General features: G+C 61.4%; 11 protein-coding genes and 2 pseudogenes. 5 read left to right on the top strand and 8 right to left on the bottom strand.

The genetic code is table 11. The annotated features are described in order from the left end of the window. Window positions 1-129: 129 nt before the first annotated feature. From antA to AB4Y43_RS15410, 4 genes are all read left to right on the top strand, one after another. Window positions 130-1,518: an anthranilate 1,2-dioxygenase large subunit gene (gene antA, locus AB4Y43_RS15425; protein WP_368728149.1), complete on the top strand. Its 1,389-nt coding sequence runs from the start codon at window positions 130-132 to the stop codon at window positions 1,516-1,518. A gap of 3 nt (window positions 1,519-1,521) precedes the next feature. Beyond that, complete coding sequence (antB, locus tag AB4Y43_RS15420) at window positions 1,522-2,013, top strand: anthranilate 1,2-dioxygenase small subunit (RefSeq protein WP_368728148.1); 492 nt, start codon at window positions 1,522-1,524, stop codon at window positions 2,011-2,013. Between the two features lie 16 nt (window positions 2,014-2,029). Further along, window positions 2,030-3,067 (top strand): anthranilate 1,2-dioxygenase electron transfer component AntC, encoded by a 1,038-nt coding sequence (gene antC, locus AB4Y43_RS15415; RefSeq protein WP_368728147.1) that lies wholly within the window; start codon window positions 2,030-2,032, stop codon window positions 3,065-3,067. Between the two features lie 96 nt (window positions 3,068-3,163). Continuing rightward, entirely contained in the window at window positions 3,164-4,162 is a 999-nt protein-coding gene (locus AB4Y43_RS15410) for a helix-turn-helix domain-containing protein (RefSeq protein WP_368728146.1), read from the top strand. 286 nt (window positions 4,163-4,448) lie between these two features. Here the strand turns inward: AB4Y43_RS15410 and AB4Y43_RS15405 are convergent, their stop codons facing one another. Genes AB4Y43_RS15405 through AB4Y43_RS15385 form a run of 5 tightly spaced genes read right to left on the bottom strand, consistent with a single transcriptional unit; the run spans window position 4,449 to window position 9,363 of the window. After that, a complete protein-coding gene (locus tag AB4Y43_RS15405) occupies window positions 4,449-5,402 on the bottom strand; it encodes a transporter (protein WP_368728145.1) in 954 nt (317 codons plus the stop codon). Between the two features lie 40 nt (window positions 5,403-5,442). Beyond that, window positions 5,443-5,976: a flavin reductase family protein gene (locus tag AB4Y43_RS15400; RefSeq protein ID WP_368728144.1), complete on the bottom strand. Its 534-nt coding sequence runs from the start codon at window positions 5,974-5,976 to the stop codon at window positions 5,443-5,445. Between the two features lie 23 nt (window positions 5,977-5,999). Next, window positions 6,000-7,238 carry a styrene monooxygenase/indole monooxygenase family protein gene (locus tag AB4Y43_RS15395; protein ID WP_368728143.1) on the bottom strand — a complete coding sequence of 413 codons (1,239 nt, stop codon included), beginning with the start codon at window positions 7,236-7,238 and terminating at the stop codon, window positions 6,000-6,002. Window positions 7,239-7,293: 55 nt separating this feature from the next. Continuing rightward, window positions 7,294-8,082: an SDR family oxidoreductase gene (locus AB4Y43_RS15390; RefSeq protein WP_368728142.1), complete on the bottom strand. Its 789-nt coding sequence runs from the start codon at window positions 8,080-8,082 to the stop codon at window positions 7,294-7,296. A gap of 36 nt (window positions 8,083-8,118) precedes the next feature. After that, window positions 8,119-9,363, bottom strand: coding sequence for a dienelactone hydrolase family protein (locus AB4Y43_RS15385; RefSeq protein ID WP_368728141.1), 1,245 nt, complete (start codon window positions 9,361-9,363; stop codon window positions 8,119-8,121). Between the two features lie 366 nt (window positions 9,364-9,729). On the opposite strand from AB4Y43_RS15385, the gene AB4Y43_RS15380 reads away from it, so the two are divergent. Next, complete coding sequence (locus AB4Y43_RS15380; RefSeq protein ID WP_368728140.1) at window positions 9,730-10,743, top strand: AraC family transcriptional regulator; 1,014 nt, start codon at window positions 9,730-9,732, stop codon at window positions 10,741-10,743. Between the two features lie 259 nt (window positions 10,744-11,002). On the opposite strand, the pseudogene AB4Y43_RS15375 reads toward AB4Y43_RS15380, so the two are convergent. The 3 genes and pseudogenes from AB4Y43_RS15375 to AB4Y43_RS15365 form a co-directional block, all read right to left on the bottom strand. Beyond that, a pseudogene (locus tag AB4Y43_RS15375) lies at window positions 11,003-11,158 on the bottom strand (IS110 family transposase); the annotation flags it as partial. Window positions 11,159-11,200: 42 nt separating this feature from the next. Then, the gene (locus tag AB4Y43_RS15370) at window positions 11,201-12,394 is read right to left on the bottom strand and encodes a porin (protein WP_368728201.1); all 1,194 of its coding nucleotides are present in this window, start codon (window positions 12,392-12,394) and stop codon (window positions 11,201-11,203) included. A 124-nt stretch (window positions 12,395-12,518) separates the two neighbouring features. Then, a pseudogene (locus tag AB4Y43_RS15365) lies at window positions 12,519-12,677 on the bottom strand (cytochrome c); the annotation flags it as partial.

The raw sequence follows: 12,677 nt of genomic DNA, 5'->3' as shown, positions 1-12,677 counted from the left end.
AAATCGCTGCAAAAAAAGCGGATAGCGAACGGCGACCAGGTGGATAGCGTCCGCACCAAAACGGGTATTCAATCCAGTTCATCAAGAACCCGGTCGCAAGACCGCTGAACGGCAGGAGGAGAACCCATCGTGAGTGCAGAGAAAAACACGTCGCAATGGCAGGAATTCATTGGCGGATGCCTCGACTTCCGTCCGGAAGACGGCGTCTATCGTATTGCGCGGGAGATGTTCACGGAGCCGCAACTGTTCGACCTGGAGATGGAGTTCATCTTCGAGAAGACCTGGATCTACGCGTGCCACGAGAGCGAGATCCCCAAGCCCCACGACTTCATGACGATGCGCGCGGGCCGTCAGCCCATGATCATCTCGCGCGACGGGAGCGGCCAGCTCAACGCGATGATCAACGCGTGCCAGCATCGCGGCGCGACTCTCACGCGTATGGGCAAAGGCAATCAGTCGACCTTCACCTGTCCCTTTCATGCGTGGTGCTACAAGAGCGACGGACATCTGGTCAAGGTCAAGGCACCAGGCGAATACTGCGATGACTTCGACAAATCCACGCGCGGCCTGAAAAAAGCACGCATCGCAAGCTACAAGGGCTTCGTGTTCATCAGCCTCGACGCCGATGCGACCGACACGCTAGAGGACTATCTCGGCGATGCGCGCATCTTCTTCGACATGATGGTCGCGCAATCGCCCACGGGCGAGCTCGAGGTGCTGCCGGGCAAGTCCACGTACACCTACGAAGGCAACTGGAAGCTGCAGAACGAAAACGGCCTCGACGGGTACCACGTGAGCACGGTGCACTACAACTACGTCGCCACGGTGCAGCACCGCCATGAATCGAACGCCCAGAAGGGCGGTGCGACGAGCGGAACGCTCGACTACAGCAAGCTTGGCGCAGGCGATTCCGAGACCGACGACGGCTGGTTCGCATTCAGGAACGGCCATAGCGTGCTGTTCAGCGACATGCCGAACCCCAGTGTGCGTCCCGGCTACGGCAGCGTCATGCCGCGCCTCGTCGAGGCACAGGGGCAGCAGAAGGCCGAATGGATGATGCATCGCCTGCGCAACCTGAACATCTATCCGAGCCTGTTTTTCATGGACCAGATCAGCTCCCAGCTTCGCATCGTGCGTCCGGTCGCCTGGAACAAGACTGAGGTCACCAGCCAGTGCATCGGCGTGAAGGGCGAATCGGATCAGGATCGCGAGAGCCGTATTCGGCAGTTCGAAGACTTCTTCAATGTTTCGGGCATGGGCACGCCGGACGATCTCGTGGAGTTCCGCGAGCAGCAACGCGGCTTCCAGGCGCGCCTCGAGCGCTGGAGCGACATCTCTCGCGGACACCACAAGTGGGTGGCAGGCGAGACGGCGAATACGCGCCTGCTCGGCATTGAGCCTGTGCTGTGCGGCACGGAGCTGACCCACGAGGGGCTTTACGTCAACCAGCACGGTGCGTGGCAGACCTACCTCATGAAGGGGCTCGCACAAAAGTCGAACGTTACGAAGGAGGCCTGAACCATGTCCGTCACCCTGCAACAATCGGTCGAGCAGTTTCTCTATCGCAAGGCCGAGCTCTGCGACGCGCAGAGCTGGGACGAGTACCTCGCCCTCTTCGACGAGAACAGCGAATTCCACGTACCCCAGTGGGACTCCGAGCACGTGTACACGACCGACCCGAAGCGCGGCATGTCGCTCATTTACTATGCGGACCGCACGGGGCTCGAGGATCGCGTGTTCCGCCTGCGCACGGGAAAGTCGGCGGCGTCGACGCCGCTGCCGCGCACGCTGCACCAGATAACCAACGTCCGTATTTCGGAGCGCGAGCGCGGCGAGCTGGAAGTCAAGGCCAACTGGGCCACGTTCTACGCCCGGCATGGCGTTGCCGAACATTTCTTCGGACACGTCGCCTACCAGCTGCGCCCAGCCGGCGAGACCTGGAAGATCGCTCGCAAGCACGTGCTCCTGCTGAACGACACGATCAACGCAGTGCTCGACTTCTACCATCTGTAAGCGGGAGTGCCACGAGATGAGCCACAAGGTTGCCTTCAGTTTTGCCGATGGCAAGACGGCGTTCTTTGATGTCCGAGCGGGTGAGCTCCTGCTCGACGCCGCACTGCGCAATGGCATAAACATCCCGCTCGATTGCCGTGAGGGCGTGTGTGGAACTTGCCAGGGGCGCTGCGAATCGGGCAGCTATACGCAGGACTATGTCGACGACGAGACGCTGTCTGCCGACGACCTCGCTGCGCGCAAGATCCTGTCCTGCCAGACGCGCGTGCAATCCGATGCGTCCTTCCACTTCGACTTCGATTCGAGCCTGTGCAGCGCCGACGCAACTACGTTGCTCACTGGCAAGGTCACCGCCGTGAAGCAGGTTTCGGAAACGACGGCGATCCTGCATCTGGACGCGAGTGCCCATCCCGGGCGGCTCGATTTTCTGCCGGGCCAGTACGCGCGCGTGAAGGTGCCGGGCGCGGACGTTTGGCGATCGTATTCGTTCGCGCACCGGCCCGAGGACGGAAACCAGATCCAGTTCCTGATTCGTCTGCTGCCCGACGGCGCGATGAGCAACTATATGCGCGAGCGCTGCCAGCCGGGCCAGACGGTCGTCTTCGAGGCGCCGCTTGGCACGTTCTATCTACGCGAGGTGGAGCGGCCGCTGGTGATGGTCGCAGGCGGTACGGGCCTGTCCGCATTTCTGGGCATGCTAGACGATCTCGCTCACAAGGGCGGCTGTGGCCAGAGGGTCCATCTGTACTATGGTGTGACGAACGCGCGGGATCTGTGTGAGCTCGATCGTTTGAAGTCCTACGAGGAGCGCATCCCGAACTTCGCGTGCGATATCGTTGTGATGAATCCCTCTGAAGCATGGCAGGGCAAGACGGGGCTCATTCCCGAACATTTCGACCGCGGAATGCTGGAAGCGAACCCGTTCGACATGTATGTTTGCGGACCGCCGCCGATGGTCGAGGCAATCAAGACGTGGCTTGCAAGCGAACGACTGGAAGGTCGTCTTTACTACGAAAAATTCGGGGACAGCAACAGCGCGACGTCGCCCTCCTGACGCTGCTGATGCCGGGGCGCCTTGGGGTGTTTCGGTATTTTGTCCGGGCACGGGGTGGTTTACCATTGAGCATCCGTCAACCTCCCGTGAAACGCCATGCCTTCCCCCGCCTTCAACGACAGTCGAGGTATTGACGCGCTGAGTCGAGATCTTCAGGGCGCGCGGGACTGGATGGCGTCGATTTGCGGACCCCATGGGCTACAGGTACGTAGCCCTAAGGAACTGCAATTCCATCACTCTGGAACGGTGATGCGTTCCATGGCCAGCACGCTGGGGTATGTGGAGTACGGCACCGATGTCACCGTCTCGGTGCACAATGACGCACCGCTGAACAGCTATAGCGTCAGCCTGCCACTCACCGGCCAGCAGGAACTCGCCGCGCAGGGCCGCCTGTGGCAGTCGGACCAGGACAGGGGCCTCGTTCTGTCGCCGCATGAGACGCAGGACCTTGCGATCATGGGCAACTGTCGCAAGATCATCGTCTCGATTCCGATTCCGGCCCTGCGTCAGGTGCTCGAGGGACTTCTGCAACGCCCGCTCGACGCTGCGTTGACCTTCGAGCCCCAGATGAATGCCGCCGAAGGCGATCAGGCGGCCTGGTGGCGCATGGTCAAGTTCTTGCTGGCCGAGATGGGACAGGCGGGGCCGTTGCTCAATCATCAGCAAATGGCAGGGGATCTCGAGCAGGCGCTGATTAAAGGGCTGCTGCTTGCTCAGCCGCATAACTACTCGAATGCGCTTGCCGAGGCGATGCGGCCTTCATGTCCGCACTACCTGTTGCGAGCGAAACAGTTCATTCACGACAACGCACGTGAAAATATCGCACTCGAAGACATCGAGCGTGCTGCGGGCGTGTCGCGCTACAAGTTGTTCGAAGGCTTTCGGCAGCACTTCGGGCTTGCGCCCATGGCCTGGCTGAAGAGGCACCGGCTCGAAGCGGTACGGCGAGAGATGCTCTCGGACTGCTCGGAGCGCAACATTTCGTCAATCGCGATGAACTGGGGGTTTTCACATCTCGGCCGTTTTTCCAACGACTACAAGCAACTCTTCGGCGAAACGCCATCGCAGACACTGAAGCGTGCTTCAAGACGTTAGATCGCCCGGCTTCGAGACAAGCGAAGGCAGTGTGGACGAAGTGCTCGCGCTCGGGCATCAAGGCGACGTGCGCCGCTTGACGAGGCAAGCTTTACGCCGTGGCGTGCAGGCAGTTTCAGGACATGCGGGCAGGATTCTGTGAACTGTCAATGCAGCACGGCACTGAGCAGCAGGGAAGGGATTCACCGTGTGGGGACTAACGAATGTCTCTACAAGCATTCGCGTGCGCCATACCGGCGGACTCGACGCTAGCCAGCGTGCATGGCGCGAACGCTTGATCAGCGCGTCACTGGAAATGATGAACGTAGCGCAGCACCAGGCGCGTTCCCTCGGGCCGGCTGCGCGCATCAGCCTCGAAATAGGCATTGAACATCAGGTGGTCGTGCTGGGAGAAGCTGTACATTGCCCCCGGGCCGATCGCCCACACCGCTTCACGCTGCCCCGGCACATTCTGGCCATTCACCTTCATGTCGGTGATCTGGCGCAGCCAGTAACCGTTGAGGCCGATTCGCAAGCCTGGCATCACCTCGTATTCCGTGGCGATGTTGGCGTGCAGCGCCTGTCCGGCCTGCGATGAAGTCGCACCGTCCCCCAAGCCCTGATTCGGCCTATTGTTCGTGGCGTTCCAGAGATAGTGCAGCCGCCAGGAAACCGTCCACTTCGGATTGATCCAGACTGTCGCGGCCCAGTATGGATCGATTGACCAGAAGCCGCTGCCCGGGTTGATCGCTTTGCCCGGGTCATAGGCACCCGTTGGCGCAATGATCTGGAGTTCGAAGCGGTGCGCAAAGCGCGGTCCGTCCGGGCCCATTACCGGATCGAACTGGATGAAGGGCCCAACAAGCAGATCGCCGAACCCCGTGCGTGCATTAAGCGCCACGTCGCCCATGCCGTCGTCGGTGTGGGCCGATGCCACCCACGGCAGGATCACGTCGACGCCCGGATGCGCGCCGGCAATCTTGAAGGGCGACTGATAAACGAGTTGCGTCAGGCCCGCGAAGATATCGACGTTCTGCTTCGGCAAGGCGACCTTGTTTCCGGCGTTGTCGTTGATACGGTCTGCCGTGTAGTACTCGAGGTACTGCGTTGCATACCAGCCGGACCCCGCCGGCGGTGCACCATCGAGGAAGCTCGTGAAGCCGAGGTTGACGTTGGGCAGGTCGCCCGCTATTGCCGATCCTGTGCTCAGGACTCCAGAAAGAGCGAAGCAGAGCAGCATGCGGGACGTGGAGTGCTTCATGGCGGTAAACCTTATAAATATGTAATGCTAAATAATATGATTAAATTAGTGCCGGATTATTGGTTACCGCGCCGTACTGCCCGGAATGGAAGACCAGCGGCGCGTGGCCCTCTGCTTCGAAATGCTCGATCTGCCCGATAAAGATCAGGTGATCGCCGCCTTCGTGCTGCGCCAGGTTGCGACACACGAAGTGCGCGCTGCAGCCGTCGAGCACCACGGTGCCACCAAGGCTTTCACGGCAGGCGACGCCGACGTACTTGTCGGGCGACGGTTTCGAAAAGCGGCGCGACAGGTCGGTCTGGGCTTCGGCCAGCACGTTGATCGCGAAGTAGCCGGCATGGACAAAATCCGCGCAACTGGGTGAAGTCTTGCCGATACTCCAGATCACGAGTGGTGGATCGAGCGACAGTGACGCGAACGAGTTTGCGGTCAGACCAATCTTGCGGCCATCCCGTGCGGCGGCTGTGATGACAGTAACACCCGTCGGATACTGCCCGAAGGCGTTGCGCAATTGCCGCATCGCATTGAGCTGGTCGTCGGATTTCGCGGCAGTGGGTTCGAGCGTGCTGCACATAAGGTTTCTCCTATTCGTGTTCATTACGCGGCGCGCGCAGCGTGTTCGTCGATCAGCGCCATGCAGGCGGTCGGATCAAACCACCACGGCGAGAACGTGCGCGGGTCGTCGAAGCCGTTGGCAATCGTCGAGGCGAGCGTTGGAAACTGACCGGCCGCGCCGAGCAACTCGAGAATGTGCGGCGGCGGTGGCGCGAGCAGCGAGTTCGTCCACCTGACGACCTCTTTCGCGTACGACCAGTAGCGGTCGAAAGTCTGCTGCATCCAGTCCTCGCTGAAGGCAGCGCTGTTGCGCTCGAGAATGGCATCGAGATAGACCTTCGTGCACTTGGCAGCATTGTTCGAACCCTGGCCTGTAATCGGATCGTTCACGACGATCGCGTCGGCCATGCCGAACACGGTCTGGCCGGAAGGCAGCCTGAAGTAGGGATTACGCACAGTCGGCGCGAAACGGCCGCTCAACACGCCGTTGGGGTCGGTCAGTTCTACGTTTGCGCAGCGCTCGGCTTCCCACGGCAGATGTTGGCGGAGAAAGGCCAGGCTGGTCTCGAGATGCTGCTCGGGTGTCTTGACGCCTGCCCAGCAATCTAGCTGACCGCCGGGAATGCCTTCGAACACCATGATTTCGCACGGACCATTCGTGGTCAGAGCGGGGAAGGCAAAGTATTCGCCCACGCCCGGGATCAGATTGAAGCGTACGCGCGAGTAGGGCGTCGACGGCGTCATGCCCTTCACGTAGGTCAGCGCGAGCGCGCGCTGCGGCTTGTCGAAAGGGCTGCGTTCGGCGTTGCGGCCCAGCAGATTTACGATCTCCCCCTTGCCGGCTGCCAGCAGCACGAGGTCATGGCTCCTTGCGAGCTCTTCCATTTCGGGTACGCCGACCTCGCAGATTCGCACGTCGGCACCACGTTGGACGACGGCTTCGAGCCAGGCCGACATCTTGACGCGCTGATCGACGGATTGTGCCGGTTGGGAAAGTCGCGCGGACCAGTCGATGAGCTTGCGACCCGGCAGGTCCGGATGCGGGACCGCGAAGCCAATCCCCTCCACGGGAGGGCAGGACGCCTCCCACCAGTTCAGGCCGAGATCGCGCTCGATCTGCAGAGAGGCGTTGAACATGCACTGACTCGACATGACCTTGCCGGTGCGGATTTGCTGTGCATCGCGATTGGTCGCGAGCGTGACTTCATAGTCACGGTCGAGCAGGGCGAGCGCCAGTTGCAGACCAGACTGGCCGGCGCCGACGATGGCAATTTTTCTCATAACGAATACCTCGAAGTCGATAAATCAGGGAAGCGTGTTTGCGAAGTGACGGGTCTCACTCAGCCAGTCTCGGAATGGCCGGCACGGCCTGTTCGGGGCCCATCGCCGAATATCCGCCATCGACGGCGTAATCGGACCCGGTCACGAAGCTGGCTGCATCGCTGCACAGGAAGGTGACGACATGCGCGATTTCCTCCGGGTTACCGACGCGTCCAAGCAGATGAAAGGGCGCGGCCACGCGGTCAGTCTTTGCGCGATCGCCATGCGTGAGTTCGTCCATCACACGCGACCAGGTCCAGCCGGGCGAAACCGAATTCACGCGGATCCGGTCCTGGGACAGGTCCATCGCCATGTTGCGCGTGAGTGCCTTGAGCGCGGCTTTCGAGGTCGGGTAGAGCCAGCGCCCCGTTTGAGCGCACTCGGCCGAGATCGAACTGAAGTTGACGATCGATCCGCCGCAGCGCTTGACCATATACGGATGCACTGCCTTGACCAGCATGACCGCCGAGATCACGTTTACGTTCATCGCGGCGAGCCAGTCGTTTCGGCCTGCCTGGATGCCGTTGTCCACATAGCTGCAGGCCAGATTGACGAGGATGTCGATGCCGCCGAACTGCCGCGCGGTTCTCGCAACCGCTTGTTCCAGCGCGCTGTCGCTGGTGATGTCCGTTTCGATGAAGAGGCCGTTCGCGCCGAGCGTCTCGGCTACGCGTCTGCCGTGCTGAACGTCGATATCGAGCACGACAACGCTGGCGCCGGCGGCAGCGAGATCGCGGGCGACAGCCGCGCCGATCAGCGTGGCGCCACCCGTCACGATGGCGGTTTTGCCTGTGAGTGAGGTCATGATGGTTTGCTCCGTGATCTTGAGAGGATGATTCGGTCAGTTCGCGTCGTTGGCGGGGACGCTGTCCTGCCAGCGCTTCATCAGCGTGTTCGATGGGAGCGTTTCGTCGAGCAGTTTGCGGGCGGTATCAGCGCCTGTTGTGGGCAGTCCCGTCGGGTCGAGCAAGCCGATCTGCACCAGCACGCTGGCCTGGTCCCAGTAGATGTGCTCGTGGTAGAGCTTGTCGCCGCGGAATTTCACCACGGCAAGCAGCGGAATCTCGACGCGCTTGCCCGTCGGCGCAATGCCGGGCAGCATCCAGTCGATCTCGGTGGTATGCGTGAAGCAGAACAGCGTTTCGTCGACGATCTGCGTTGCGCCGATGGTGCGCGAAACCGGGATGATCGTCGTATCGGGCGGATTCGCGTGCACGAAGTGGTGGCGATAGAAGCGCTTCAACTCGGTGTAGCCCACGCCGCCCGTGAGCGTCGGAATATGGTTGACGTAGGGCTCGGCCACCATCGTCGCCATGGTGGCATCGACGTCGCGCGTCGCGAACTCGTGGGCGAGGTGTGCCTCCCACAGTGCAGAAAGATCGTATTGTGGCCCGATCGTCTTGCGAAAGGCGGCTACCGCGCGCTCGTGCGCCATCATGGCCGAGGGCTTGTCAAAGTGGTCGCCCCCCTTACGGGCGAACGCGTGGTCGACGCCCGGATAGACATACACTTCGACATTTTCTTTGTGGCCCAGCGCGGCCGTGATCTGCTGCTGCGCGTCGGCCGGGCAGAAGCGATCGAGCGCCGCGATATTCAGGACGACGCGCCCCTTGATGTTCGCCGCTTCGTCCAGCGCCTTTTCAATACCCACGCCGTAGTAGCTGACCGCGCAAGCCACGGGAAGACGGCAGGCCGCGAGCCAGGCCAGTTTGCCGCCCAGGCAGAATCCGAGCACACCGGCCTCGCCGCGGCATTCGGGCAATGTCCGGAGTTCGGCGAGTGTCGCACCGATATCTTCGACACCCTGGTTTTCGTCGTATTGCTGATAGAGTTCGAACGCACGCGCAAAGCCGGCCTCCGTGTAACCGAGTTCGATGCCCGGTTCGACGCGCCAGAACAGGTCGGGCACCAGCACGGTGTAGCCTTCCTCGGCGTAGTAGTCGGCCACGTCGCGCATGGTCGCGTTGACGCCGAAGATCTCCTGACACAGCACAATTCCCGGCCCCGTGCCACTGGCAGGAGTTGCCAGGTAGGCCCGGAACGCGCCGCCTTCCGGTGCGGGAATATCGATGTATCTTCCTTTCATTGCGGGCTCTCCATCAGGGTTGTGTCTCGAATGCCCCCAGTGTTCTGCGACAAAACAATGGGCTCTATCCGTTTCATCCGATGGGTATCCGCGGAATCCAGAAACGTGCGGAACGAGGGAAAACCCCTGCCCAAGCGTGCGAGGGTAATTGAGGATTGGCTGCCGCAGCGGTGCAGGCCTACAGTACGCAGCGGCCGGCAGAGGGCCAGTTCCTGCGCCTCTAGCGTCGCGCGGCTTGCTCGAGGCTTCGGGAGCGAGGAAACTATCCGGATGTCCCACGCGACTATCCGCTTCCTTCAGACGGTTCGTGGAGTCGGGAAAATCGCGCACGGATCAGGTGCGCGCGAACGTTCTTGGAGCGCTTCTATGGAGCATCTTCCCGCTACGAATATGCTGGTCGGCGCGGCCTGCTTCAACAGCGACACCCTGTTGCTCGAATCGGGCGACCTCAACGAGGTGCGCGAGTGCGTCGGCTCAGTGTTCAAGCCTCACAAGCTCGCGCTGCCGGGCGCTTCACACCAGTTGCCGAGCCGCATGTACCACGCCCGGCACGGTAGCCTGTCACTCAATCTGCTCCACTATGACGGCGACGTGACGATCGATCCCGAACGTCTCGACAGTTTCTTCCTGTTGCAGATCCCCGTGAGCGGCGGTGCTGAAATCGAATGTGGGGATCGCCGTTTCGATTCTTCGCCGGCCGTTGCGTCGCTCGTGTCGCCGACGCTGCCTTTGCGGATGCGCTGGATTCGTTGTCCGCAGGTCGTGCTGCGCATCGAGCGCGAAGCGATCGAGCGCCACTGCGCGCGCCATTTCGGCACTGAAGAGCGCGCAGCGGTGGAGTTCGAGCCTGCATTCGAACTAGCTTCACCATCGGGCATGTGCCTGTTGCCACTGCTTTCGGTGCTGGGGAATGCTTTGAGCGATCCGGGGCACCCGCTGCGTCATCCACTGGCCTACGAGCAGTTCGAGTCGACCTTGCTCAACGCGCTCGTCTATGGTCAGCCCAATACGGCGCGCAGCGGCGCGCGGCACTCGCGTGGACCGCTTGCGCCGTTCTACGTGAAGCGGGTCGAGGAATATGTCCGCGCACATCTGCATGAACCCCTGACCATTGAGCGGCTCGCCGAATTCGCAGGCGTAAGTGCAAGCACGCTGTTTTCCGGCTTCCGCAATTGCCACGGCGTGAGCCCGATGGCCTGGGTGCGTCAGCTGCGTCTTGAGCGTGTGCGCGATGAACTGCGTGGCGCAGCGGCTGAACCGATGTCCGTTACAGACGTCGCGCTCAAATGGGGGTTCGCCCACCTGGGCCGGTTCGCAATGGAGTACAAACGGGTGTTTGGCGAATCGCCATCGGTTTCGTTACGAAACCGTTCCGGCTAAGCGAACGGTCGGGGACAATCTGAGAGCGGCTCGCCTATTTGAATGATATGAACGCCCACACCTAGCCGTAGGCCTCGCGTGATCGGCTTGATGCTGGCAGCAAATAGCTATCGATCTAGATCAACAGTCTTCGCGGGCTGTTGAGCGAGTATGGCGAAGTGATGGGATGCGGTAGGGTAGCGCTCGACAAGTCAATTGCGAAATCTCGCCGATTATCCCTAGCCGGCATCAGCGACGCAAGACGGCGGATTCAACCGGTCAACCCCACGCCTGGGATTGCCGCGATTGCCTTGGCTGATTGATCGTTCTTCATCCACTCCCGAAGCCGCCGCTCGATCTGACCGATCTGCTTGTCGATCGCATCCAGACCTCTCCATTGCTCTCCCAGCGTATCCATCAACATTGCGGGGAAACGTACTCATTGTCCATCCGGCACCCATGGTGGACATGCGAACGCCTAGAACCGTTCACGAAATCCAAAGCTCACAATCGCCTGCGACTGCGTCGCCGCCGAGTGGCCGTTGCCCTTGTCCGAGACCGAAGCCGTGGCCGCTACTGGTTTACCGAGTGCATCGAGCGTCATGCCCGAAGCGTGCTGGTAGCCGGCTAGCAGATACACCGTCGAGCGCTTCGAGAGGTCATACAGCGCGCCCAGTGAGACGTTGTGGTATTGCGCCTCGTCTTCGATGCCGTCCACATGGCCGCCGCGCGTGTAGCTATAGCCTGCGAACAGATGTATGTGAGGTTGCACTTTCCACATGCCGAAAAGGCCGGCAATATTGAACGTCGCAGTTCCCGAATAGAGCGAGTTCGCACCGGCCTTGTATTGTACGTTGCTGTAGTTCGCGCCCACGATCGCCGGGCCGAAGTCCCAGGTCGCGCCAGCAGCCACGACTTGCTGCGACTGCGCGCTCGCGAAGCCTTCGTTGATCGACGAATTGAATGTTCCGTCATAGGTGCCTTGCCACTTGCCGGATGTCGGGTCTTTGGGGCCAGTCTTGCTGTTATCCGAGTGCTCGTAACCCACGCCCACTTGCAGAGGGCCGTGCGCATAGCTGCCGCCCACGCTCCATGTGTTCTGGCTCTTGAGGCTGCCGGCCTGGCCGCCGAAGCCGTACAGCGCGCCGAACGTGAAGCCCGCATACTTCCTGCTCGTGTACTTGATCGAATTGTCGACGCGCGTGGTCTGGTCGAGATCGTCGATATCGCCTGGATGCGCGCCGAAGCCACCGATCGCGCTGACCGGAGCGACCGGCCCGACGAAGTCGTCGAGCGAGGTGTACTGGCGGCCCATCGTGAGCGAGCCGTACTGCGTGTCGGCGAGGCCAACGAACGCCTGACGGCCAAACAGGCGGCCGCCCTGACCCTCGGTGCCGTTGGTGATGTCGAAACCGTCTTCGAGCACGAAGATCGCGGCGAGCCCGTTGCCGAGTTCTTCCTTGCCCCTGAGTCCCCAGCGGCTGCCTGAGAGATTCCCGCTCGTCACTGCCGCATTTGAATGGCCCTGGCCCGCGCCGGTGCTGCCGGTGCGTTCGTTGCTGCGGTAGGTAATACCTGCATCGACGATGCCGTAGAGCGCGACGGAGCTTTGCGCCGCCGCTGTTCCTGCTAGCGACAAGAGAATTGGTGTAGAAATCAGATGCTTTTTCATCATGTGCTATCTCGACAATTAACAATGGACCGTTACATAAGTGGAACGGCCGAGTCGGCCCGCGGCAGGCGCTGGACGAAAGCGCGATTGAAAGCGCCAGCGAGTTACCCCGTTGGCGTTAGCGTTAGTGTTTGAGCGAGGCGCCCGGCGGCAGCTCCGGCGTGCTCACGGTGATGGTCTTGCGGACCCTCCCGACGTCTTCGGCGCTCACTGGCGCGCCGGTGTTGCCCCAGCTCGCACGCACGAAGGTGGACACGTCGGCCACTTCCTGGTCGGACAGACG

The organism is Paraburkholderia sp. BR10872, assembly GCF_040965835.1.
GTDB lineage: Bacteria > Pseudomonadota > Gammaproteobacteria > Burkholderiales > Burkholderiaceae > Paraburkholderia > Paraburkholderia nodosa_A.
This window is presented reverse-complemented; position numbering and strand designations above follow the sequence as displayed.

Bases quoted from the DNA above. Each gene is read 5' to 3' on its own strand.
- AB4Y43_RS15405 (WP_368728145.1), bottom strand. From the start codon at position 5,402: ATGAAGCACTCCACGTCCCGCATGCTGCTCTGCTTCGCTCTTTCTGGA.
- AB4Y43_RS15370 (WP_368728201.1), bottom strand. From the start codon at position 12,394: ATGAAAAAGCATCTGATTTCTACACCAATTCTCTTGTCGCTAGCAGGA.
- antB (WP_368728148.1), top strand. From the start codon at position 1,522: ATGTCCGTCACCCTGCAACAATCGGTCGAGCAGTTTCTCTATCGCAAG.
- AB4Y43_RS15380 (WP_368728140.1), top strand. From the start codon at position 9,730: ATGGAGCATCTTCCCGCTACGAATATGCTGGTCGGCGCGGCCTGCTTC.
- AB4Y43_RS15410 (WP_368728146.1), top strand. From the start codon at position 3,164: ATGCCTTCCCCCGCCTTCAACGACAGTCGAGGTATTGACGCGCTGAGT.
- antC (WP_368728147.1), top strand. From the start codon at position 2,030: ATGAGCCACAAGGTTGCCTTCAGTTTTGCCGATGGCAAGACGGCGTTC.
- AB4Y43_RS15390 (WP_368728142.1), bottom strand. From the start codon at position 8,082: ATGACCTCACTCACAGGCAAAACCGCCATCGTGACGGGTGGCGCCACG.
- AB4Y43_RS15395 (WP_368728143.1), bottom strand. From the start codon at position 7,238: ATGAGAAAAATTGCCATCGTCGGCGCCGGCCAGTCTGGTCTGCAACTG.
- AB4Y43_RS15385 (WP_368728141.1), bottom strand. From the start codon at position 9,363: ATGAAAGGAAGATACATCGATATTCCCGCACCGGAAGGCGGCGCGTTC.
- AB4Y43_RS15400 (WP_368728144.1), bottom strand. From the start codon at position 5,976: ATGTGCAGCACGCTCGAACCCACTGCCGCGAAATCCGACGACCAGCTC.